Below are 22,543 nucleotides of genomic sequence, written 5' to 3' on the forward strand. Positions count from 1 at the left end.
GATAACAGGCTTTCCCATCAAAAAGACTATTCGCAGAATATGCGAATTCAGGTTCCCCTTGATATTTGAGCGACAATCCAAGCATCTTCTGAAGAATAGTAATCTTCCATCTATCTTGCCCACAGTTTCTGGATGCTTAAAAGGGTCGACCACCAGGCCGCAGTATCATGTCGCGACGTGTATGCCGAAAATAACTCCTCCGACTTGTTACAGCCAGTTAGTGACTCAGCTCTTCGATGATTGCATCGTTGAAAGCTGCCAGATCGCCCGGGTTGCGTGAAGTGATTAAGGCAAAGTTCTCTGCCGGGCAACGAAAAACCTGTTCGTCTTTCCAGGTGCCGCCAGCATTGATGATGTCAGTCTTAATGGACTTGTAAGAAGTGAGGGTCTTATTTTTCGCTAGTCCTGTTTCAACCAGTAGCCACGGACCGTGGCATATCGATGCCACCGGACGTCCAGACATTGCAAATGACTTTACGATCCTTTGCGCCTCTGCATCCAGTCGGAGATTGTCGGCGTTCAGTGTGCCTCCGGGAATGAGCAATAGATCGAATTCGCTTTCGCGGACCTCAGATAATGTTTCGTCCACCTCGAAGACCTCGCCTAAGTCCCAGTCGCCGACGAGGGTCTGTACCTGACCTGTTTCTGGAGCGGCGATGGTGACCTTGACTCCAGCCCGTTCTAATTTCTCGACAGGATCCTTCAACTCATCCTGCTCTACTCCGCGGTTGGAAACCACGACGAGGACTTTCTTACCTGTTAACTCTGACATGAGGTGTTCCTTTCATTGGGTTCAAGGGCTAGCTTGGCACTCCAGGTACAACCCAGCAAGATGTAATCAGGAAATATTCAGCTGATCCTGCGCAGCGTTTCGGCAGTCCGTATCGGGACAAACCGAAAGATAGAAAACCGTAGGTGAAGAGTTACTCCTCCTCGGAGATTTTAAGATCTCCGTAAACGATCGTTGGTGGGGGTCTTGTGAGAGGAACCTGCTAAACGATAGAAAAACGTCTAAGACGACGGATCATTTTGCGGAGCATCGCCATCGGTTGACCTTGGCTGCGCCCCATACAACGAGTCGCTAACCCGATCGATCAACTCCTGAACACTTCGCACCTTCTTCGAAGCGGAGGGCAACTACTATTAAAGGTTTGGTGTGCCCAACGGAAAGTATCTCTCCCAGCTTCTAGGAGTCGTTGGTCTCTTGGCTCGCGTGGTCACTGGTTTTATCGCCACCGTCGTATGACTGCTGAACGTCGGTAGCACCCTCCGAAGTTTCCAATTCGTCTGCGCTATTTGAAGAGACTTTTTGGTTGCTTGATCCCTCTGCGCCATAAGACTGTTGGATGTCTGTAGGCCTGCCAGTGTTTTCTGAACCGTTGGAGGCCTCTCGGCCGCCGGACTGCTTCGTTTCTTGAGTGTCAGCATTGTCAAAACTGTCAGCATTGTCAAAATTCCCGGGTTGCTTGTTGGCATCTTGCTCAGACATGACATCCTCCCTTGATCGGTGGTTCCTAACGTGGTCAACGCTAGATACGGGGTTTAAGAGCGGCAGTTGACGATGGTTGGGTTGACGAGTGGTGGGATGTCGACTTGGAGGCATCGGCCATCAGAGTGGGCGTTGGAGGCGGTGGTAGCGATGATTCCCACTGCAGCGGCGGAGGCGGCGGCCAGGGCTGCTCCGACGATGGGCGCGCCTGGTCCGAACATGGCGGCGATGCCCGCGCTTCCCCCTAGGAGACCTGCGATGACGACGCCTTGATCACGCATATTTGCGGTTTCGGCGCGACTGTAGGTCAGGCGGCCATAGAATCCTTTCCATTCGGCTTCGGGGTCAAGGATTACGGGGGTAGGTGGTGTCTTTGATGGGGTTGATGGTTTGGGTGAGGGTATTGCCTTTGAGAGTGAACTTGGTGGGAACGGCTTTGCCGTTGGCGTCGATGGCCCAAGGGGTTTTGATTTCGCCGAAGCTCGCTTCTGCCTCCACCCCAGGGTGTGAGTTACCGAGTTTGGGATCGAGGACGAACTGCACACTTCCGTCTTTGCGTAGTTGAGGAACGATTCCATCCGAGAAGTTTAGATCGAAGTTGTACGATCGGTCGGCCTTGGCATCGGGAACAGCGACTACTGCACGGGCCGACAGTGCTGACTTACCGGTGCTTGAATCTTGAGCACTAGTGGCTGCTTTCATGGGCTCAGCGATGACTGCAGATCCTGAGCTCTGGCTCAACTTATCTGCCGGGCTGCTCAGCCCCGCGTTCTGAGGCAAGCCCACTGTGAGCCAGGTGCCGTCAGAATGCTTCAACTCGATCACTCCTGCCTCCTCACTGGGCAATATGATTGTGCCATCGGTCGTTGCGGCGCTCGTCGAGGTTAGGACGCGACTATGTCCTGGAGCGGAGGTGAGAAGGTCGTGGATCTCCACTGAATTCTCAGCAGCGTTTGCTACGGTGGCACTAAGAAATACCGATGAGACTGCAAGAATTGCAGTGACCTTGTAATGGGGTTTCATTATTTTTCTCCTAGAATTTGTATTCAATGAATGAGAGAGCAATGGGAATCGAGTTTTTGTTAGCACTCCTTTTCGGGATGGCGTTCATTGCCGCGTGTGCTTCATACGGGCGGTACCGACATAACCGGAAAAACAAAGATCAGTAAGTCTGGTGTTGGTGTCGGTTGATGCTCAAGCAATGAGTGACGCGTCGGGTCAACTGCAGTGGATAGCGAGATAAGTTGCGCTCACAGTGGGCATGTATGAAATTTTCGATATGTCACTTGACTAGTTGTTTTGTTAACCAGCAAAATGAATAAAGATCTTAAGATGAACACTACCCACCGTAAGTAAGGGTGTAAATCATCCTTTTGTAGGAGGGGCTCGCATTTCGCTTTGCTGCCAACATCGCTTTGCTGCCAGCTCAAGAGGGCCCCTCCTTGCTACTTGAGACCCGGAATATTTGAGCTCTGGGAACCCGAGCTCCCTTGGTGGGAGACGCAAACACCGCGAAGCCTGGCGCCATGAACGGCAATTAAAAATAAGCAGAATAGTTCTAGTCTGCAGATCCGCTGGGATACGCCGAGGATATTCAGTTAATCGGCAAAGTACTTATCGGCCCGTTCGCAAACGAAACCTTTACTGGGATTTGAGAAGAGAAATCATCTCTGCAAGAGATTATCGGTGTAGGCGGTTATAGATCGTCCCTATAGCGGGAGAACGGGCGCGAATGTTCGTAGCGCGACATTCAGGGCCTCAGCATAGCGGCCACAGTTCCGAAAGCTAAGGCAAGGGCGAGTTGAGTCGCATCGCTAGCAACCGGGCCGTTCAGATATCACTCCAAGAGCTCAACGGTCTGGGGGCCTGCCCAATGTTGCGAAGAGAGCTAGAGAGTTCGACGATGATTTAGAACGCCGCGGTGGTTGAAAACGGTTATTAAGTACTGTCTTGCGTAGAAGAACAGCTTCATTTTGTCTAAGAAGTCATGAATTGAGACCCAGCGTCGTCGTCCGAGCGTTCGGCAATCGGTATTGCCATGCCGCGAAGTATAGGCCCCTGTCTGTCGGCATTCTCAGGTAACTTCTGTATATGACTACTTAGCCACGCGATAACTACACAGGCCCGGGTAGCGGGCAATACCCAGGACCACAGGGATGCCTTTCCAGTGGCCCTGGTGGAGGCATGTCTGCAGGTCCCGGAGGGGGCTTTAAACTGATCCCAGCGGGAGACTCAATACTGGCCCTTTCAACAAGCCTTATTGCAGCAAGTGGCCGTCTGCGCAACAACTATTTACTCACCTAAGACCGTAACGCCTTGGAAATATTGCCGATTTTCTCATGAACGCATGGTTGAAATAACTCCGAAGTAATATATTTCGGGCTCAGCTTGTCGAGCATCTACCTCAAGAGACGTCTTGTAACCCATGGGATACGAGACTCGGGGCGACGTTCTGGATTATCCATGCAGGACCCCGGCGTGGGAATTTGGGTAGACGGCTGTATCGCCCACTCATCGCAGTCTATGCTGCTTCCGAATCACAGAGTTTAACGGTTCGGCAGATATAGAAGATTCGGATCATTAGAAGAGCGGGACAAGAGACCATGCCGAGATTGGCGCGCCGGCAGCTCCTATGTTCCTCGGAGCTAACGGGCTGTCAACAGCATGGCGGGTGCCGTCGAAAATTGGGAAGAGTGCGGGTGTGAAATTTCAACACCTTCCATTATACCCCCACCCCTATTTTGACATACCCGAGGGGGTATAGGTATGGTGAGTGCATCCCCCCTACGAAAGGATGCAGTATGCTTCTGGAACGCTTTTACGACGAAGACCTGGCACAGGCCAGTTACTTCATTGGATGCCAAGCCAAGGGTGAGGCCATCGTCGTCGATGCCCGCCGCGATATCTCCGTGTACCTTGCGCTGGCCTCCAAGCACGGAATGCGCATCGTGGCTGCCACTGAAACTCACATCCACGCCGACTATCTCTCCGGAACCCGCGAGTTGGCCACCGCTACCGGCGCCACCATCTATGTCTCGGGCGAGGGCGGAGCCGATTGGCAGTACGGTTTCGAGGCCACGCGGCTGATGGACAGGGATATTATCAAGCTGGGCAACATCACCGTGACCGCGCGCCACACCCCAGGCCATACTCCGGAGCACCTTTCGTTCTTGGTCACCGATGGCGCGTTCAGCGATCAACCCGGCTACATGCTCTCCGGCGACTTTATCTTCGCCGGCGACCTAGGCCGCCCGGACCTGCTGGATGAGGCAGCTGATGGCGTGGACACACGCTTCACCGGAGCTCAAGATCTATTCGCCTCGCTGAAGAACACTTTTCTGGCGTTGCCGGACCACATCCAGGTTTACCCAGGTCACGGCTCGGGCAGCGCCTGCGGCAAGGCACTAGGCGCGGTCCCATCCACCACCGTCGGCTACGAGCGGAAATTCGCTTGGTGGGCCACATATTTGGAGAAAGATGACAGGGATGGGTTTATCGCCGAGTTGCTCGACGGCCAGCCCGATGCTCACGCCTACTTCGCCCGCATGAAGCGCCAGAACCGCGACGGTGCCACGGTGCTCGGCGACCTACCTGAGTTGGTGGAGTTCACCGCGGAGCAGATCATCGAGCAGACCGCCTTGAACGACGCGGTCTTCATTGACACCCGCGGACATGAAACAGTTACTGCTGGCACCGTGGCCGGTGCGCTAGCGATCCCGGCACTCGCTAAGATGGCAAGCTTCGGCGCGTGGGCCTTTGACCCAGAGGCTGACAAGCGGCAGCTCATTCTGTTCGCAACAGATGAAACTGCCGCACGGGAAATGCGTAATCATCTGATGCGAGTGGGTATCGACGCGGTCTCCGGCTATGCCACCAGCATCGAGGGTTTGCCGGCTTTTACCCCGCCTAGCGTGGACCCGGCTGAGCTGGCGAACTTCGACTATGACTTGCTGCTAGATGTCCGCAACCGCAGAGAATTCGCCGCAGGCGCCATCCCTGAAGCCAAGCACCTCTCCGGCGGACGCGTGCTATGGAATCTGGACAAACTGCCTACAGACGGAAAGATCGTGACCTACTGTCAAAGTGGGATGCGCAACTCGATCGTCGCCAGCGCCCTGCGCGACGCCGGGTATGACGTGGTCGAGCTGACCGGAAGCTACGCCGGCTGGTCCACCGCAATGGCCAAGACTAACGCTTAACACACACCCACCAAGAAGGAAACACACCTAAGCATGAGCACCCCCATCGATGTCATGGACGCCGCGACCCTGGAGAACCTGCTGGCCACCGATGGTTCGGCCGTAGCCGTCCTTGATGTGCGCACCCCCGCGGAGTTCGAATCCGTCCACATCCCCGGCTCCTTCAACCTGCCTCTGGACCTGGTGGCGGAACACGCACACGACGTGACCCGAAAGCTGGGCAAGCAGATCGTGCTGGTCTGCCAATCCGGCACCCGCGCTTCTCAGGCGCAGCAGAAGCTGGTCGACATGCAGCTCGAAACCGGCAGCGTGCTGGAAGGCGGCATCGCCGCCTACGAAAAGTCCGGCGGCGAGGTAGTGCGCGGCACCCAGCGCTGGGCCATGGACCGCCAGGTCCGTATGACCGCAGGCTCGCTGGTGCTTCTGGGCTTCATCGGCTCCAAGCTGATCAGCCCCAAGGCCGGGTACCTGTCGGCGGCCATCGGAGCGGGCCTGGCCTACTCCGCGGCCAGCAACTCCTGCGCCATGGCCAGTATGCTCTCCAAGATGCCGTGGAACAAGGTCAGCACCGAGGGCAAGACCAACCCTCTGGCCCAGATCCCCAATGCCGGTCAGCTGCTGAACCCTAAGGGCAAGTAGGAGTCTGCAATGGAACCATTAGTGATTCTGATCTTGGTACTTTCGGTCGTCGTCGGCCTGACCCTGGGTCTGCTGGGTGGCGGGGGGTCGATCCTGATGGTTCCACTGCTCAGCTATGTCGCTGGCATGGATGCCAAGGAGTCCATCACCACCTCGCTGTTCGTGGTGGGTGTGACCTCGCTGGCGAGCCTGCTGGCGCATGCAAGGGCGAGAAACGTCCGCTGGGTCCCTGGCCTGGTCTTTGCCGCGGCAAGCATGAGCGGTGCGTTCCTCGGCGGACTGGCTAGTTCAGCCATTCCCGGAGCGGTGCTGATGGTGGCCTTCGCCATCGTAATGCTGGCCAGCGCCAGGAATATGATCCGCGGACGGGCGAAGGGCTCCGGAACCGAGGCTAAGGGGCGGTCGCTGTGGCTATACCTGCCGGTCGGTTTAGTAGTTGGTCTGGTCACTGGTCTGGTGGGAGCCGGTGGCGGTTTCCTCATTGTTCCGGCCCTGGTACTGCTGGCAGGAGTGCAGATGAAGCACGCGGTGGGTACCTCCTTACTAGTGATCTCGCTGAACTCTGCTTCCGGGCTGATTGGGCATCTGAATTTCACTGCGGTCAACTGGCTACTGACTCTGGCCATCACCGCCGCCGCGGTCATTGGGTCCCTGTTCGGTGCACGGCTGACTTCAAAAATTCCAGAACAGAAGCTACGCCGCGGTTTCGGCTATTTCGTCTTGGCTATGGGCATCTTTGTTCTGTCTCAAGAGCTGCCACATCCGGGAGGGATCATCTTGGCCCTCGTCGTCGTTTTGGTAGCAGGCATCGTGGTGCTGTGTGGCAAAGTACCCGCGTTGGCCGCGGCCTGTCCGTGGAGCAAGCCTGAATCACCGACTCGGCTGACCAAACCCGCTGACTAATCCATCTCAAATCAAGGAGTATCAATGAAGCCGTTAGAATTAACAGAGACAAACTTTGGTGAACTCGTCAAGTCATCTCCCATGCTGCTGGTCGATTTTTGGGCATCTTGGTGCGGTCCCTGCCGTAACTTCGCACCCGTCTTCGACACTGCTGCCCGCTTACACGAGGAGGTGACCTTCGGAAAGGTCAATACCGAAACGCAGCAGAGTCTAGCTGCCGCAGCCCGCATCACTTCCATTCCAACCCTCATGGCGTTCAAAGACGGCGTGCTGGTTTACTCTCAGCCAGGGGCCTTAGATTCACGCGGGCTGGAAGAATTAATTACCTCACTGAAGAACTTGGACATGGCCTCTGTCCACGCCGAAAAGACTGCGGCGGGAAAAACCCAGTCCTAACCACTGGGGCACGTCCCCAGACCTTGAACTAAGAGGAGAACATCATGCGCAACGCAGATGAAGCCACCCGTAAACGAATCCTGAACCGCCTCAAGCGAGCCCGCGGCCAGCTTGATGCGGTGATCAACTCGGTAGAGAACGACGGGAAATGCCGGGAAGTAGTCACCCAGCTCTCAGCGGTGTCCACTGCATTGGACCGCGCCGGATTCGTCATCGTCTCTTCGGCCATGCAATATTGCCTGACCGATCCAGAAAAAACCGCCGAGACCGAAGACGGGCTGACTATTGACGAGCTGGAAAAGCTCTTCCTGTCACTTTCCTAGATTCAAGTGTTCAACCCTCACAAAAGGAGACATCTATATGTGCCGACAAGTTTCATGCAAAACATGCGGTAAAACGACTTGGGCTGGTTGTGGTCAGCACGCTGACTCAGTCATGCGCGGGGTTCCCGCCAAAGACCGCTGCCAAGGCCACCAGACCGAGCCGAACAAGGGGTTTTTCAGCAGGCTCTTTGGACGATAAAAGCTTTCTCCAGAATTGACGCGGCCAAAGGTGGATGAAAACTGTGGATCTAAGACGTGTTCCCGTCGGCGCCTAGATCGATCGACCGTTGTCCTCGCTCACAACCAGCTGGACCTAGCGGGAAGCGGTCGGGCGGCCGCTCAAATCTTGTAATCAAACACCCGTGAATGCGCATACGGTTCATGCGCCATGACTGTTGATTCGAAGTCATCGGGCCAGACATTACTGATCGCTGAGAGAGGTGGGAGCTAGATACCACCTACTTGATTATCTAGGCGTCAACCTGCGTCCGGAGGCAAGCACAGAAGTTAAGCCAGACGTGAAGAACGAGCGGATTTCGCGACTCCGTACGCTATACCCTTACCTGACGGTGGGGGTAGCTGGCAGACTGGACTAAGCACAGCCAAGCAATGAATCTCCAAGGAGCAACATGAGCATGTACGCCGTTACCAACCCTGCCACCGGTGTAGTGGAAGCTACCTACCCAACCGCCACCGATGCGCAGATCCAATCCGCCATCTCCTCGGCCCATAAGGCTTACAGCAGCTGGTCGGTATCCGCCCTCGATGAGCGTGTGGCCCTGCTTGAGCGTGTTGCTGACATTTACGAGGCCCGCGCCGAAGAGCTAGCTGCAATCATTACCCGTGAAATGGGTAAGCCGGTTAAGCAGGCGCAGGGCGAAATCGGAATCGTCGTGGCAATCTACCGCTACTACGCGAAGAACGGTCCAAAGTTCTTGGCAGACGAAGAGCTAGAGATCGCCTCGGGTGGCAAGGCCTTGGTGCGCAAGGAAGCGGTGGGTGCCATATTGGGCATCATGCCATGGAACTTCCCGTACTACCAGGTAGCCCGTTTTGCCGGTCCTAACCTCATGAACGGCAACACCGTACTGCTCAAGCACGCCCCGCAGTGCCCCGAATCAGCATTAGCAATCGAGGAAATCTTCCGTGAGGCTGGTGCTCCAGTAGGCGCCTACGTAAATATCTTCGCCACCAACGAGCAGGTTGCAGATATTATTGCCGACCGCCGCGTGCAGGGTGTTTCGCTGACCGGTTCCGAGCGCGCCGGCGCCGCGGTAGCCGAGATTGCCGGACGCAATCTGAAGAAGGTTGTACTAGAGCTTGGTGGCTCGGATCCATTCGTGGTCTTTGATGACGCTGATGTAGCTAGAAGCGCCAAGCTGGGTATGCGCGCACGCTTTGGTAACACCGGTCAGGCATGTAATGCCGCTAAGCGCTTCATCGTTGACGCCTCGGTATACGAGGAATTCTCTCAGGCATTTACCGAGCAAGTCGCTGGAATCAAGGTTGGAGACCCAACGCAGGGCGAAAACTTCCTAGGCCCGCTTTCCTCGGCTGCGGCTCGTGATGGATTGGCCGCTCAGGTACAGGACGCCATCGATAAGGGTGCAACCGTTCTAACAGGTGGCAAGTCGATTGACGGGAACGGTGCTTACTACGAGCCAACAGTACTTGCCGGAGTGACCGAGCAGATGCGGGCATTCTCCGAAGAGCTTTTTGGGCCAGTTGCCGTGCTTTACAAGGTCGAAGGCGAAGAAGAGGCGGTCGCGTTGGCTAACAACACCGATTATGGCTTGGGAGCTTCGATCCACACGAAGGATCTGAAGCGCGCCGAGCGGGTTTCCGTACGTTTGCAGGCGGGCATGGTGGCCATTAACGAGCCCTCGGCCTCGTTCCCGGAGCTGCCTTTTGGTGGCGTGAAACGTTCGGGTATCGGACGTGAACTTGGCAAGTACGGCATGGATGAATTCATCAACCACAAACTGGTGAAGGTCGCCGGCCGCTAGTCTTACGGATAGGCATCTTTGGCCCTGCTTCACTTGAATCTTTTCGAGTGAAGCAGGGCCAATGCAACTTAAACGCCTAGTTCTGCGCGCAACCGTGACACGTGGCCGCTAGCGTCCACAGAGTATTCGGCGTGCGCAATCTTTTGTTCCGGAGAAACCACCACGGTGGAGCGCAGTGTGCCGACAAAAGTCTTTTCTCCAAAGCTCTTCTCGCCGAAGGAGCCGTAGGCCTTGGCAACCTGGTTGTCTGGATCAGATAATAATGGGAAGTTCAGCGATTCATCGGCAGCGAACTGCGAAATTTCTGCCGGATCATCCGGTGAGATGCCCAGCACCGAGTACCCAGCGCTTTGCAGCGAGTTCAGATTGTCTCGGAAGTCGCAGGCTTCGGTGGTGCATCCTGGAGTTGCTGCTTTCGGGTAGAAATACACGATGACGTTTTTGCCCGAGTAGTCGGATAGCGACACCGGGTTGGACTGTGCATCTCGCAAGGTAAAATCTGGAGCTGATTGTCCCACGGTGAGTGGCGTGCTGCTGTCAGTCATTATTCCTACTTTCGTATAGCGGTAATTTCTTTCCATTGTATGGTTTTTGAATGACCATGGCTAGGGTGAGATTCATGTGGCAGATTTGGCTCGCGAGGAGCGCCACAGAGGCAAAAATTCACCGTAAGTTAGGGAAAATTTAATGATTGGTAAAAATCAATCGCAAGGATGATATTCAATGTCGGAGGTAAGGGTTAGACTGACATTCGCTCTCGAATCTCCCTGCTCTTAATCCGAAGATGCAGGATGATCCTGGAGCTGATGGAGTGAGGACAACAATCACATGCTTCTGAAGATCATCCTCAGACACAGCAAACCCTACGCCGGTTGGATAACCGCCGTAGTCATCTTGCAGCTGGCCACCACCATCGCCACGCTGTACCTACCAAGCCTAAACGCAAAAATCATCGACACCGGTGTGGTCCATGCGGACATCGGCTACATCTGGCGTACCGGCGGCATTATGCTGATCGTGGCCTTCATCCAGATCATCACGGCCATCGGCGCCGTCTACTTTGGTGCCAAAACCTCGATGAGCATAGGCCGCGACATTCGTCAGTCGGTCTTTGTGAAGGTATCTACCTTCTCCGCTCAAGACGTGAATAAATTTGGTGCTGCCACACTGATTACTCGTGGCACCAACGACGTGCAACAAGTTCAGATGCTTACGCTTATGGCACTGAACTTCATGATTACCGCACCGATCATGTCAATCGGTGGCGTGATCATGGCGATCCGTGAAGATCCAGGACTGTCCTGGCTCGTCTGGGTATCGGTACCCCTAGTACTTATCGTGGTCGGCATCCTTGTGATCAAGTTGATGCCTCTCTTCCGTGACATGCAAGGACGTATTGACGGGATCAACGGTGTGCTGCGTGAGCAGATCACCGGCATCCGAGTGGTCCGCGCCTTTGTCCGCGAAAAGCACGAGACCGAACGCTACGCGGACGCCAACCAGGAGCTCACTACGCTCGGCGTTAAAGTTGGCAACCTGTTCGTGCTGATGTTCCCTGCCATTTCCATGATCCTGCACCTTTCCACTGCGGCCGTGCTGTGGTTTGGTGGACACCGTGTTGATAGCGGAGTCGTTGAGGTCGGCGCGCTGACTGCTTTCCTGCAGTACATGCTCCAGATCCTCATGGCGGTCATGATGGGAACCTTTATGGCCATGATGGTTCCGCGCGCTATGGTTTCGGCGGACCGTATTGGTGAGGTGCTGGGTAGCGATCCAAGCATGCAGGATGCCGAAAACGTGGCAATCCCTTTGCCCACCCCAGGCACCGTGGAATTCCGCAATGTCAGCTTCGGTTACCCGGGGGCTGACGCACCGGTACTCTCGGATGTTTCTTTCGTAGCCCAGCCGGGACAAACCACCGCAATCATCGGTTCGACCGGTGCCGGCAAGACCACATTGCTCAATCTGATCCCACGTCTCTACGACGCTACCGAGGGAGAAGTCCTTATTGGTGGGGTCCCGGTACGTGATCTCGGTCGAGATCAGCTGGCGCAGAATATTTCTGCGGTTCCACAACGTCCGTACCTGTTCTCTGGAACCGTGGCCAGTAACCTGCGCTTCGGTGCAAAAGATGCCACAGAAGAAGAACTCTGGGAGGCGCTGCGCATCGCGCAGGCTGATGACTTTGTCTCCGAGCGTGAGAATGAGTTGGAATCAAAGATCGCCCAGGGCGGTACCAACGTTTCAGGCGGACAGCGTCAACGACTATGTATTGCTCGCGCCTTGGCAGCCAAGCCAAACACGTACCTGTTTGATGATTCTTTCTCCGCCTTGGATGTGAGCACGGATGCCAAGTTGCGTGCGGCGCTCGATGAACCAACCAAGGACGCGGCGGTCATTATCGTGGCCCAGCGCGTCTCAACAATTACCGGTGCAGACCAGATTTTGGTGTTGGAGCACGGGGTGATTGTTGCCCGGGGTACTCACGAAGAACTTCTGGAGACCTCGGAAACCTATCAAGAAATTGTTTCATCCCAGCTCAGTGCCGAGGAGGTGGCCTAAATGGCAGCGAAGAAAAAAGGCAGCGACAAGCAAGCCCAAGTTGATACCACCCTCGCAGAGGTAGACGAGTTTGAAGTGGCCGCCGCTTCCGGCGGCTGGGAGGAAACTCCGGTCCGTAAAGCTGCGCATTTCTGGCCTTCGGCTAAACGACTGATCGGTCTGATGGGACCCTACAAGGTAGGGATGAGCGTTGTCTTCGCTCTCATCACCGTGTATGTGGTGCTGTCGGTAATTGCGCCGCGAATTCTTGGCCGTGCCATGGACGTCATCTTTGCCGGCATGATCGGTAAGAACATGCAGGTGCCACCTGGCACGACCGCGGACCAGATTGTTCAGGGAATGCGTGATGCCGGTGAAACTACCCAGGCTGACATGCTTTCTCGGGTTGATTTTGTCCCTGGACAGGGTATCGATTTTGCTCAGCTCTCGCGGTACATCCTGTTGGTGCTGGCCATGTACTTCGTGGCATCGATTTTCTCCTGGGTTTCGGGCTGGTTACTGAACAAACTCGTTATGCGAGTCGTCTACAACCTGCGTAAGGATGTGGAAGATAAGATTAACCGCCTTCCGCTGAACTACTTCGACACCCGTCAGCGTGGAGACATCCTCTCCCGTGTGACTAACGACGTGGACAACATCCAGAATGCTTTGCAGCAGGCGTTGAGCCAGCTGGTTCAGTCGATTATGACGGTGATCGGCATCGTGATCATGATGTTTGTGGTCTCTTGGCAGTTGGCGCTGATCGCTTTGGTCGCTTTGCCGCTCTCCGCAGTGGGTGCAGGCTTCATTGGTTCTAAGGCGCAGAAGCTATTCACCGCGCAGTGGAAGAATACCGGTGCGCTCAACGGGCAGATTGAAGAGTCCTTCTCAGGTCACGAGCTCATGAAGGTCTTCGGCCGCGAAGACGACATGGTGGAACGTTTCACCGAACGCAACGAGGAACTCTACAAGGCAAGCTTCGGTGCACAGTTCGTATCGGGCATGATCATGCCGGTGATGAACTTCGTGTCATACCTGTCCTATGTGGGTATCGCAGTCGTTGGCGGCCTGCGTGTGGCCTCCGGCTCGATGAGCCTGGGTGATGCCACCGCATTCATCCAGTACTCACGTGAGTTCACCCAGCCGCTGGGGCAGATTGCCGGTGTAGCAAATATGCTGCAGTCCGGTGTTGCCTCGGCAGAGCGTACCTTCGAACTGTTAGACGCCGAGGAACAAGAACCTGAAGAGGCGAAACAGCAACTTCCGGCACGCACCGACGGGCACGTTTCCTTCGAGAACGTGAGCTTCTCCTATAACCCGGAGCAGCCACTGATTGAGGACCTGTCATTTGATGCAGATCCGGGGCACACAGTGGCCATTGTCGGTCCTACCGGCGCGGGTAAAACTACGCTGGTGAACCTGGTGATGCGTTTTTACGAGTTGAACTCGGGGCGCATCATGTTGGACAACGCGAATATCACCGACCTGTCACGTGCAGACCTGCGCTCGAAGGTCGGTATGGTGCTGCAGGATGCGTGGCTCTTCGGAGGCACCATTATGGAAAACATCCGCTACGGCCGCCTGGACGCCACGGACGAGGAAGTGTACGAGGCCGCGAAGGCGACCTTCGTTGACCGCTTCGTGCGGGCACTTCCAGACGGTTACGACACCATCATCGATGAGGAAGGCACCAACGTATCGGCCGGTGAAAAGCAGTTGATCACCATTGCCCGCGCGTTCGTGGCCAACCCCTCCCTGTTGATCTTGGATGAGGCGACCAGCTCGGTGGATACGCGTACCGAAGTTTTGGTGCAGCACGCCATGGCGGCACTACGCAGCGACCGGACCAGTTTCGTCATTGCGCACCGCCTGTCCACGATTCGTGATGCCGACACCATTTTGGTGATGGAGTCAGGCAAAATCGTGGAGCAGGGCAATCATGAGGAACTGCTCACTACCCAGGGCGCCTACTACAACCTGTACCAGTCGCAGTTTGCCGGGCCGGCCGAGGATGTGGATGCAAATCCCGACACCTCGGCAGTTCCGGTAGCCGCTGGCACCCCGGTTCCTGGCGCAAAGACCCCTGATACGGTCACTGAAACCGAGTAGTACCAGCAAGACACGAGTCATGCCGCGACGGATGGGAGCTATTCCCAGTTGTCGCGGCATGACTGTTTTCTGGATGATCATCAGGAATTTTTACTTGTTGGCTCTGAGTAGCTGGGGAAAGCTGAACCCAGGGGCCAAGATTGTGTTCAGAGCCCAAGGAATCAAGCGGAGATCACTACTTATTTGAAGTTCAAAATGGTAGGTTATTAGAAACTTTAAAAACTTTAAAAAAATTAAAGACTTCAAAGGAGTGCTCGTGGTTACCGCCAAAAATCCATTCAAACCGACGGCAGGCGCTAGACCTCCGATGCTCGTCGGGCGGGCTGAACTTCGCGAGGACTTTGCCGAAAGTATAAGCAATGGTGCTGGCGCACCAGGACTGCTTTCCATATATAGCGGCCCGCGGGGAATCGGCAAAACCGTCATGCTCGGTGAAATCGAAGACGAGGCGATTGAGCACGGGTGGATGGTAATCTCGGAGACCGCTACAAAAGGGTTGGTGCAAAGAATCGGAGCCGCGGTTCAAGCAGCAAAAGAGGAATTCATTGAAGGACCAGCTGGAAGGCGGATCACTGGGTTCACTGTAGGTCCATTTTCCCTTGAATCAAGCGCGCCAGAAAAACGTGAAATGCATTGGCGCAGAACGCTTACGGAGCTGCTTCAGGAACTTAACAGCCATGGTACTGGGCTTTTGATTACTGTAGATGAGATTCATGCAATTGATCGCGACAACCTTGCTGAGATTGCTGCCGTAGTTCAACACATGATTCGTGAGGATCTACCGATTGGACTCGCCTTCGCCGGATTGCCCAAAGCCGTAGAAGATCTTTTGAATGAAGGCGTTTCTACTTTCCTGCGTCGCGCTGAGAAATACGACTTGCATTCGGCATCTATCGAAGAAGTTGCCAGTGCCTTTCGGCAGACATTTAGTGAAAGTGGCGTCGTTGCTACTGAAGAGCGCATTCAACAACTTGCCGAAGCTACTGGCGGTTATCCATTTTTAATCCAACTCGTTGGTTACCATGTATGGAGCCAAGCGGTACGTGACGGCCACGAGGTGACGCAGAAGGCATTGACTGCAGGGCTTGCCAAAGCGCGACGTCGAATGGGAGCCACGGTGGTCGAATCGGCATATCGATCACTTTCAGTCATCGACCAGTCCTACCTGCTGGCAATGGCGGAGGACGAAGGACCGTCGAAGACCAGTGAAATTGCGCAACGTTTGGGCGTTACCCAGGTTTATGGTGGGCAATACCGACTGAGATTGTTGGCGGCCGGCATTATCGAGGTGGCCGGACATGGGCAGGTTAGTTTCGCCGTTCCAACGTTGCGAGAGTTTCTACGCGAACAGCCAGGGTATAAGGCCGTGGTTCACGATCCATTAGGTGGTGTAACTTCAGCGGACTGACAAATTAGCTTGCCTGACGTGAATCTCCCGGCGCCTCCGCTATGACTTACACAGTTCAAGCCGTCCGCCGAAGAGATTTCGCATATTCATCTAGTACTTTCAGCACCCCGTCGTGCTGCCAAATCCGGTTCCTGCTTCGTCCGGACTTCTCGACCAGCACACCGCGTTCGGTCAGTACACTGAGCGCACGATGGATTGCAGCGTCGCCCAATCCGAGCTGCTCTTTAAGATATCGGGCATTAACTACAGGTTGGGCGATCAAGCGTGGCAGGATCTTCCACGCGGCGGCGCTTGAGCGCAGGCCAACTAGCTTTACAGCGGAGTCATCGAGCTGTGTAGCCAGTGAATCGATCAGATCCTTACCGGTGCTAGCCGCAAAGATTGAGGCATTGATGAAGGTGCGGATGATCGGGGCCGCATCTCCGGTACGGAATGCTTCCAGCGCTTCAAAATAGCCAGCGGTATCCCGCAGGATTCCCGCGGAGATCGGTGCCGTGGTGTACTGAGAAATTCGTCGGTAACGCAGTATCGAATGGACTAGGGCCCGGCCTGTACGCCCGTTACCGTCCACGAATGGATGGATCGTTTCAAACTGAGCGTGCGCTATTGCTGCTTGGACGATGGCCGGCAAGTCGGTGCGTGAAATGAATACAACTAGGTCTTCGAGTGCGTCTCTAATCAGTTCATGGCTCGGTGTAACAAAGCTGGCTCCGCGGGGTCCGGCATTATCTGTTCCTCCGATCCAGACGAGTCCTTCCCTGAATTTACCCGCTTCGTCTTCCACACCAATCTGTTGATTCATCAAATTCCGATGCATAGCCAGGATGCTATTCAGACTGATCTGCTGGGCAAGTGCGAGCGCAGATTCCATCGCGTGGACATTGCCAACAACTGTTTGAGCGTTGGCTTTATCGCCTTCATCGATTTCCGCCAGCGCGAGTTGACGCGCTGTCATAGTGAGCTGCTCGATTTGGCTACTGGAGGAGCTCTCGGTTCGGAGCAAAACGCTGGACATGGGTCCGAGCTCAGGGTTTTTATTGCCAAGTCGCAGCAGTGAGTAGACATCAAAATCCTGGAGGGCATGTATGGCTTCTTCAAGCCCGGTGATCACCAAGGAATCTGGCTGGGGATACCAATTGGCTATGAGCGCGGGCAACGCAGAGGAGTAGGAGCCCGTTTGCCGCCGGACTTCGGCATTGGAGAAGATACGCGGATTTGTGGGTTTCCAGAAAAGGTTTTTGTACTCCACCGGAGGGAAGGGGAACACAGTAGATGCGTTTTGGGAATCAGCCATGACGTTCCTCCAAAGTGATAGTAAGGAATCTCGTTACTATCACTTCCGGGTGGCTCATGCTGGTGTTGTTGAACCCGACCGTGTCGATCCAGCGACGGTCATGAGGCTCTTATTTCGTTGCCTGAACGGCGCTGGACAAGTGGTATCGCAAGATGGATGATCAGGCACACTGAGGATTGCGCGGTGACTGCCTAGAACTGAATCTTCCTTCGTTGTGAAACAATTCGGTTCCATACGCTAAAAGCTCTTGTCAGATCCTAGAATTAGGACCATAACGAGCTACTGCTAGCCCGCGCCAAGATGGAGCAAAATGTCGTCGAAATATCGGTACTTCTTGTCCAAGACCCTTACCGCTGTTGCGGTGACGACATTGCTGATCTCTGGCAATACGGTACCGGCTAACGCCGTCGCACCCAACGCTAATATCAGCGTTGCGGTGCCGATTGCAAAGACCAATGTTGCCAAGGTCAAAACCACCGCAAACCTGAACATGCGCTCCGGTTCAAGCACCAAGCATAAGGTGCTGAAAACCGTCCCCCGAGGGAAAACCGTTCCGGTTTCGGCGGTTGCCTCCAACGGCTGGTACAAAGTGACGTATCAAAAGAAGGCTGGCTGGATATCCAACAAGTACGTCAAAGTCGTTGCCAAGCATTCGACCCCCAAATCTCCGTCGCCTAAAAATAACAAGACCAAGAAGGTCAATCTGTGGGTGGCTACAAAATCCACGGTGAATATGCGCAAGGGGGCAAGCACCTCTCACGCGGTAGTGCGCAGCGTTCCAAAACATGCGGCAGCAAAGGCCACCGCGCAAGCATCCAATGGCTGGTACAAAGTGACGTATCAGAAGAAAACCGGCTGGATTTCAAATAAGTACGTACTCACCTGCAGCAAAGGATGCCAGGTAGATACTGGAAGTTACACCACCAATCGTGCCGGACTTAATGATCGGTACTTCACCAAGGCCAACGGTGCGGACCTGTATGCCGCGGCGGGCAAACGACTTCGTATCGGCGACATTCCGAAAAACTCCGTGGTGTACCGCGACGTGAAATGGGAGAAAGCTGGAGGCCAAGTCGGTGGTTGGTACTACGTGCGCACCCAGGGCATGGACGGCTGGATGAAGGCCTCGGCGCTCACCCGCAAGAACACCGCGGCAACCAAAAACAGCAAGGGCTACACACGCAAGCAGGCGCTCAACCAACCTAACGGCAAGCTCCGCGCATCGATGCTGGTCTCGATTCCCTGGGACCGGGAGAAGACTCTGATTGCGGCACCCGCGGTCAAGGACCTGACCCGGCTGAACTCCGCATTTAAGAAGAAGTTCGGAAAGAACCTCGACATCGACCTTGCCTATCGGACGTTGGATACGCAAAAGTACTACTTCAACGAGTTAGGCCCGTACATCGCGGCGAAACCTGGTACCTCGAATCATGGCTGGGGCCTAGCTATCGACGTTCCCGAGTCGTACAACTATTCGTTCAAGGGCAAGTACTACAAATGGCTGAAAGCCCATTCGAAAAAGTACAACTGGGTGCACCGCAAGAACCTTGAAGAATTCCGCTCCAACGGCACCCTCAACCCCTATGCCGAAGCGTGGCACTTTGAGTACACCGGCAAATAGCCGGTAGCAATAAACTCAGGATTCCGTAGGAAGCCTTGGGCCTTCACTGCCTGCCGCGTAATCCTGCAAAGGCACCGAGCCGTCGTCAAAACCACGCTGAATTTCTTCGATGAGCCGCCAGCATTCCTCGGACGCATCTCCGCGTACGCTGAACGTCGCATCGGCATCGAGAATGCCGCGCAATACGTTTCCGTAGGAGGAGAGGATCGGATCCGCGGTATCGGTTTGAGCCGTCACCCGGTTCATTCCTCGCGCATCAAACGGCCCACCAACATTGAGCTCAAACTCAAGTTGCCCGGACTTCAACAACAGTCGCAGTCGGTCCCCAGGAACTCGGCCGTCATGAGGGAACTGCGGGTATTCGTGGGCTGGCCGGCGGAAATGAATCACCAGCTCCTTGCACGGTTCACCGATCGCCTTGCCAGAACGCAGGGTTACCGGGACACCGGTCCACCGCCAGCTGTCCACTTCCAGCGTCACCTGCGCGAAGGTCTCGGTATTCTTTTCCGGGTCCACTCCCGGTTCCGAAATGTAGTCAGGGTACTTCTTGCCATTAATTTCTCCGGCTGTGTACCTTCCGCGCACTACACAGCGTGCCGGATCCTCATCCCACAACCGGGTTGAGCGCAGCACGTGCGCGGTCAACGCGGGAAGCTCCACCGCATCGATGCGGGAGGGCGGTTCCATCATCACCAGGGCCATCACCTGAAGCAGGTGGGATTGAATCATGTCGCGCAGCGCACCGCTGGAATCATAAAATCCGGCACGCCCCTCTAACCCCAGAGTTTCGTCGTAGTTGATTTCAATGGATTCAACATGCTCACGGTTCAGCAGGGGCTCTAACATTCGATTGGCGAAGCGCAGCCCGGTAAAGGAATGCACCGAGGGCATATTCAGGAAATGATCCACCCTGAAGGTCTGGGATTCGGGCACCAGCTGGCCGACTAAACGATTCAGTTCCCGTGCGGATTCCAGGTCATGGCCTATGGGCTTTTCAAGGGCCAGGACGAGATCTTCGGGCAGGTTCAGCTCGTTGAGTACTTCCAGGGACTTCATGGTCACTTGGGGTGGCAACGCAAAGTACAGGCACACCGGGGAAGCCAGCTCATCGAGTAGCTTCTGCAGGTCGGTTGCGCTGGTCGCATCACACACCGTGAAGGATGATGTTTTCAGCGCGTAATCTACCGCCGGGCCGCTGGCCTGAACCGTGCCGAACGCGGCAGCTACCGTTTGTTCCCATGCTTCATCGGCTTGTCTGTCCGCACCGATGACGGTGACTTGACGTTCGGGCTGGGCTGTCAGCAAAGTAGCCAGGCCGGGTAAAAGCAGTCTTGAGGTGAGATCTCCGGTCGCGCCGAGAATGACAAGGTTCTTGATGCTGTCCATATGCGCACCCTACTCCTTGACGTGGCGGATCTGTACCCTTTTATTGAACCGCGCATGCTGTTTGAATGAACCTATGGAAAGCTCCGAACCAGGTACACGTTCCACACCGCTTGAAGACTATGCGCTGCTCTCCGATTTACGCACCGGCCCGCTGGTGTCTCGTGACGGAAGCATTGATTGGCTATGTTTCCCGCGGTTTGATTCGCCTTCGGTCTTTGCAGCGCTAATTGGCACCGAAGACGACGGCAGGTGGCGGCTCTGGGCGCCGGGCGGACAGGTAGTGTCCCGCCGCTACCTGCCGCGGACCTTTGTGCTGGAAACTATTTGGCGCACCAAAACCGGAACCGCGCAAGTACTGGACTTCCTTCCGCCGCGCTCACAACAGGCAGATGTGCTGCGCAAGGTCAGTGTTCTCGAAGGCCAGGTGAACATCGCGCATGACCTGCGTATCCGATTCGATTACAACCGGTCCAAGCCATGGACCCGCAAGATTACCCTCGGCGACGGGACAACCACCGGGCTACTCTCCGTCGCCGGACCCGACGCACTGCTGCTGACCGGGCCACAACTTCACCCAGACGTGCCCGAGAATGAAGAATCAGAGTTCCTCGGCCGAACATCCTGGCCCCAACCGGCCCGACGACTACAGCGGTGCAGCCTCCGGCAACCTCACCGGAGAATTCACGCTGACTGCCGGAGAGTCCCAGACCTGGGCATTAAGCTGGTTCCGGTCCCATCTTCCGGCTCCGACACCGCTGGATCCAGAAGAAGCCTTGGAAAGGACCATTAACTACTGGCATCAATGGTCCTCCAAGGTGCAGGTTCGTGACCGGTATGACGAGATGTCACTGCGTTCATTAATGGTGCTCAGGGCTCTGACGGACCATGAGACCGGTGGCCTCGTCGCCGCCCCGACCACCTCGTTGCCCGAGGAGTTCGGCGGGCAGCGCAACTGGGATTACCGGTACACCTGGCTGCGTGATGCCTCGTTGACCATTAATACCCTGGTGACTCACGACTTCACCGAAGGTGCCTTGCATTGGCGGGACTGGCTGCTGCGCGCGGTCGCCGGAGATCCCGATGACTTACAGATCATGTACGGCATTGCCGGGGAACGGGTACTGACCGAATTTGAGCTGGACCACCTGGCCGGGTATGCAGAGTCAAAACCTGTGCGTATTGGCAACGGCGCCTACGGGCAGTACCAAGCCGATGTGGTCGGAGAGGTGATGCTGGCGCTGGCAAAACTGCGGGACGCCGGACACGACGAAGATGACTATTCTTGGGCCCTGCAGCAGAACATGCTCACATTCCTCGAACGGAATATGGAACGCAAGGGCCATGGAATCTGGGAAATGCGGGGCGAATCCGATTATTTCACCCACGGGCGGGCCATGATGTTTGCGGCCTTTGACCAAGGGATCAAGGCAATAGAAAAGCATGGGCTGAGCGGACCGATAGAGTCCTGGAGAAAGCTGCGCGAGCAATTGCGTGAAGAGATTTTCCAGCAGGGTTATAACTTGGAACTGAATTCTTTTACACAGGCTTATTCGAACACCGAAGTTGATGCCTCCTTGCTGCAACTGCCCAATACCGGTCTCATCGACCCACAAGATCCACGCATGCTGGGCACCGTGAAACGTATTGAAAAGGAGCTATTAGATGATGCCGGACTGCTGCTGCGGTATCGGACCCAAGCCGGCAAAGACGGGCTGCCCGGCGGCGAATACTCGTTCTTGATGTGTTCCTTCTGGCTGGTAGAACAATACGCCCGCTCGGACCGGCTCGCAGAGGCCAAAAAATTGTTGGACCGCCTCTCCCACTTCGCGACAGATCTGGGACTTTTTGCGGAAGAATACGATTCTGCCGGGGGACGCTTGGCCGGGAATTTCCCTCAGGCCTTCAGCCATCTCGGCTTTGTGCGCGCGGTGGATGCGGTGGAAGGACGTCTGCCCGAAACCGGAAGATAGCCATTTTCTTTGTGCCTTGTCGGGCGTAACCGCTTGAGCAATCACGGGAAAACAGCCGGTCATCCACTAACGTTAGCCAAGTGAATGTACTTGCCCGTGCGCAGAAGTCTGCGAATAAAACCAATAATTCAGCAGACCCCACGGTGCAGTCCAATGGATCTTCCATGGGGTTCCGCCCAGAACTTCAAGGGCTGCGCGCCATTGCGGTACTTCTGGTCATCTTTCACCATCTGCGACCCGTGAACTGGTCCCCGAAAGT

19 protein-coding genes are annotated in these 22,543 nt (G+C 55.5%); 12 read left to right on the plus strand and 7 right to left on the minus strand.

Going from position 1 to position 22,543, the window contains the following annotated elements:
- Positions 1 to 217 precede the first annotated feature (217 nt).
- The 4 genes from CIK74_RS09335 to CIK74_RS09350 form a co-directional block, all read right to left on the minus strand.
- Entirely contained in the window at positions 218 to 772 is a 555-nt protein-coding gene (locus CIK74_RS09335; RefSeq protein ID WP_096255846.1) for a type 1 glutamine amidotransferase domain-containing protein, read from the minus strand.
- A gap of 414 nt (positions 773 to 1,186) precedes the next feature.
- Positions 1,187 to 1,489 carry a hypothetical protein gene (locus CIK74_RS09340; protein WP_096255847.1) on the minus strand — a complete coding sequence of 101 codons (303 nt, stop codon included), beginning with the start codon at positions 1,487 to 1,489 and terminating at the stop codon, positions 1,187 to 1,189.
- Positions 1,490 to 1,542: 53 nt separating this feature from the next.
- On the minus strand, positions 1,543 to 1,770 hold the full coding sequence (locus tag CIK74_RS09345) for a hypothetical protein (RefSeq protein WP_096255849.1): 228 nt from the start codon (positions 1,768 to 1,770) through the stop codon (positions 1,543 to 1,545).
- 64 nt (positions 1,771 to 1,834) lie between these two features.
- Entirely contained in the window at positions 1,835 to 2,512 is a 678-nt protein-coding gene (locus CIK74_RS09350; RefSeq protein ID WP_096255851.1) for a hypothetical protein, read from the minus strand.
- A 1,778-nt stretch (positions 2,513 to 4,290) separates the two neighbouring features.
- Between CIK74_RS09350 and CIK74_RS09355 the strand changes: the two genes are divergently transcribed.
- The 6 genes from CIK74_RS09355 to CIK74_RS09385 all read left to right on the plus strand — a co-directional run bounded on the left by CIK74_RS09355 (position 4,291) and on the right by CIK74_RS09385 (position 9,955).
- Positions 4,291 to 5,688: an MBL fold metallo-hydrolase gene (locus tag CIK74_RS09355; RefSeq protein WP_096255852.1), complete on the plus strand. Its 1,398-nt coding sequence runs from the start codon at positions 4,291 to 4,293 to the stop codon at positions 5,686 to 5,688.
- 33 nt (positions 5,689 to 5,721) lie between these two features.
- Positions 5,722 to 6,327: a rhodanese-like domain-containing protein gene (locus CIK74_RS09360; protein WP_170947820.1), complete on the plus strand. Its 606-nt coding sequence runs from the start codon at positions 5,722 to 5,724 to the stop codon at positions 6,325 to 6,327.
- Positions 6,328 to 6,336: 9 nt separating this feature from the next.
- Entirely contained in the window at positions 6,337 to 7,230 is an 894-nt protein-coding gene (locus CIK74_RS09365; protein ID WP_096255854.1) for a sulfite exporter TauE/SafE family protein, read from the plus strand.
- Positions 7,231 to 7,254: 24 nt separating this feature from the next.
- On the plus strand, positions 7,255 to 7,626 hold the full coding sequence (gene trxA / locus CIK74_RS09370; RefSeq protein WP_096255855.1) for a thioredoxin: 372 nt from the start codon (positions 7,255 to 7,257) through the stop codon (positions 7,624 to 7,626).
- A 44-nt stretch (positions 7,627 to 7,670) separates the two neighbouring features.
- Positions 7,671 to 7,949 (plus strand): metal-sensitive transcriptional regulator, encoded by a 279-nt coding sequence (locus CIK74_RS09375; protein ID WP_096255858.1) that lies wholly within the window; start codon positions 7,671 to 7,673, stop codon positions 7,947 to 7,949.
- A gap of 629 nt (positions 7,950 to 8,578) precedes the next feature.
- The gene (locus CIK74_RS09385) at positions 8,579 to 9,955 is read left to right on the plus strand and encodes an NAD-dependent succinate-semialdehyde dehydrogenase (protein ID WP_096255862.1); all 1,377 of its coding nucleotides are present in this window, start codon (positions 8,579 to 8,581) and stop codon (positions 9,953 to 9,955) included.
- A 68-nt stretch (positions 9,956 to 10,023) separates the two neighbouring features.
- On the opposite strand, the gene bcp is transcribed toward CIK74_RS09385, so the two are convergent.
- On the minus strand, positions 10,024 to 10,500 hold the full coding sequence (gene bcp, locus CIK74_RS09390; RefSeq protein WP_096255864.1) for a thioredoxin-dependent thiol peroxidase: 477 nt from the start codon (positions 10,498 to 10,500) through the stop codon (positions 10,024 to 10,026).
- 283 nt (positions 10,501 to 10,783) lie between these two features.
- Between bcp and CIK74_RS09395 the strand changes: the two genes are divergently transcribed.
- The 3 genes from CIK74_RS09395 (at position 10,784) to CIK74_RS09405 (ending at position 16,013) form a co-directional block, all read left to right on the plus strand.
- Positions 10,784 to 12,517: an ABC transporter ATP-binding protein gene (locus tag CIK74_RS09395; protein WP_096255866.1), complete on the plus strand. Its 1,734-nt coding sequence runs from the start codon at positions 10,784 to 10,786 to the stop codon at positions 12,515 to 12,517.
- Positions 12,518 to 14,605: an ABC transporter ATP-binding protein gene (locus CIK74_RS09400; RefSeq protein ID WP_096255868.1), complete on the plus strand. Its 2,088-nt coding sequence runs from the start codon at positions 12,518 to 12,520 to the stop codon at positions 14,603 to 14,605. It abuts the gene before it with no gap.
- Between the two features lie 256 nt (positions 14,606 to 14,861).
- Positions 14,862 to 16,013 carry an ATP-binding protein gene (locus CIK74_RS09405; RefSeq protein WP_229676964.1) on the plus strand — a complete coding sequence of 384 codons (1,152 nt, stop codon included), beginning with the start codon at positions 14,862 to 14,864 and terminating at the stop codon, positions 16,011 to 16,013.
- 55 nt (positions 16,014 to 16,068) lie between these two features.
- Here the strand turns inward: CIK74_RS09405 and CIK74_RS09410 are convergent, their stop codons facing one another.
- Positions 16,069 to 17,307 carry a Fic family protein gene (locus CIK74_RS09410; protein WP_096255870.1) on the minus strand — a complete coding sequence of 413 codons (1,239 nt, stop codon included), beginning with the start codon at positions 17,305 to 17,307 and terminating at the stop codon, positions 16,069 to 16,071.
- A 310-nt stretch (positions 17,308 to 17,617) separates the two neighbouring features.
- On the opposite strand from CIK74_RS09410, the gene CIK74_RS09415 reads away from it, so the two are divergent.
- The gene (locus CIK74_RS09415) at positions 17,618 to 18,928 is read left to right on the plus strand and encodes an SH3 domain-containing protein (RefSeq protein ID WP_096255872.1); all 1,311 of its coding nucleotides are present in this window, start codon (positions 17,618 to 17,620) and stop codon (positions 18,926 to 18,928) included.
- 15 nt (positions 18,929 to 18,943) lie between these two features.
- On the opposite strand, the gene CIK74_RS09420 is transcribed toward CIK74_RS09415, so the two are convergent.
- Entirely contained in the window at positions 18,944 to 20,314 is a 1,371-nt protein-coding gene (locus CIK74_RS09420) for a glucose-6-phosphate dehydrogenase (RefSeq protein ID WP_096255874.1), read from the minus strand.
- A 73-nt stretch (positions 20,315 to 20,387) separates the two neighbouring features.
- On the opposite strand from CIK74_RS09420, the gene CIK74_RS19190 reads away from it, so the two are divergent.
- Both CIK74_RS19190 and CIK74_RS19195 read left to right on the plus strand, forming a co-directional pair.
- Positions 20,388 to 21,104 (plus strand): trehalase-like domain-containing protein, encoded by a 717-nt coding sequence (locus CIK74_RS19190; protein ID WP_343251923.1) that lies wholly within the window; start codon positions 20,388 to 20,390, stop codon positions 21,102 to 21,104.
- Entirely contained in the window at positions 21,088 to 22,284 is a 1,197-nt protein-coding gene (locus tag CIK74_RS19195; protein ID WP_343251924.1) for a glycoside hydrolase family 15 protein, read from the plus strand. Before CIK74_RS19190 ends, CIK74_RS19195 begins: the two co-directional genes overlap by 17 nt.
- Positions 22,285 to 22,543: the final 259 nt, after the last annotated feature.

Source organism: Glutamicibacter sp. BW77 (assembly GCF_002332285.1).
Taxonomy (GTDB): Bacteria; Actinomycetota; Actinomycetes; order Actinomycetales; family Micrococcaceae; genus Glutamicibacter; species Glutamicibacter bergerei.

What these genes read in the sequence shown, in the direction of transcription:
- CIK74_RS09345 (WP_096255849.1), bottom strand. Translation starts at nt 1,770, where the DNA reads ATGCGTGATCAAGGCGTCGTCATCGCAGGTCTCCTAGGGGGAAGCGCG.
- trxA (WP_096255855.1), top strand. Translation starts at nt 7,255, where the DNA reads ATGAAGCCGTTAGAATTAACAGAGACAAACTTTGGTGAACTCGTCAAG.
- CIK74_RS09350 (WP_096255851.1), bottom strand. Translation starts at nt 2,512, where the DNA reads ATGAAACCCCATTACAAGGTCACTGCAATTCTTGCAGTCTCATCGGTA.
- CIK74_RS09340 (WP_096255847.1), bottom strand. Translation starts at nt 1,489, where the DNA reads ATGTCTGAGCAAGATGCCAACAAGCAACCCGGGAATTTTGACAATGCT.
- CIK74_RS19190 (WP_343251923.1), top strand. Translation starts at nt 20,388, where the DNA reads ATGGAAAGCTCCGAACCAGGTACACGTTCCACACCGCTTGAAGACTAT.
- CIK74_RS09355 (WP_096255852.1), top strand. Translation starts at nt 4,291, where the DNA reads ATGCTTCTGGAACGCTTTTACGACGAAGACCTGGCACAGGCCAGTTAC.
- bcp (WP_096255864.1), bottom strand. Translation starts at nt 10,500, where the DNA reads ATGACTGACAGCAGCACGCCACTCACCGTGGGACAATCAGCTCCAGAT.
- CIK74_RS09410 (WP_096255870.1), bottom strand. Translation starts at nt 17,307, where the DNA reads ATGGCTGATTCCCAAAACGCATCTACTGTGTTCCCCTTCCCTCCGGTG.
- CIK74_RS09360 (WP_170947820.1), top strand. Translation starts at nt 5,722, where the DNA reads ATGAGCACCCCCATCGATGTCATGGACGCCGCGACCCTGGAGAACCTG.
- CIK74_RS09385 (WP_096255862.1), top strand. Translation starts at nt 8,579, where the DNA reads ATGAGCATGTACGCCGTTACCAACCCTGCCACCGGTGTAGTGGAAGCT.
- CIK74_RS09420 (WP_096255874.1), bottom strand. Translation starts at nt 20,314, where the DNA reads ATGGACAGCATCAAGAACCTTGTCATTCTCGGCGCGACCGGAGATCTC.
- CIK74_RS09395 (WP_096255866.1), top strand. Translation starts at nt 10,784, where the DNA reads ATGCTTCTGAAGATCATCCTCAGACACAGCAAACCCTACGCCGGTTGG.
- CIK74_RS09415 (WP_096255872.1), top strand. Translation starts at nt 17,618, where the DNA reads ATGTCGTCGAAATATCGGTACTTCTTGTCCAAGACCCTTACCGCTGTT.
- CIK74_RS09375 (WP_096255858.1), top strand. Translation starts at nt 7,671, where the DNA reads ATGCGCAACGCAGATGAAGCCACCCGTAAACGAATCCTGAACCGCCTC.
- CIK74_RS09400 (WP_096255868.1), top strand. Translation starts at nt 12,518, where the DNA reads ATGGCAGCGAAGAAAAAAGGCAGCGACAAGCAAGCCCAAGTTGATACC.
- CIK74_RS09365 (WP_096255854.1), top strand. Translation starts at nt 6,337, where the DNA reads ATGGAACCATTAGTGATTCTGATCTTGGTACTTTCGGTCGTCGTCGGC.
- CIK74_RS09335 (WP_096255846.1), bottom strand. Translation starts at nt 772, where the DNA reads ATGTCAGAGTTAACAGGTAAGAAAGTCCTCGTCGTGGTTTCCAACCGC.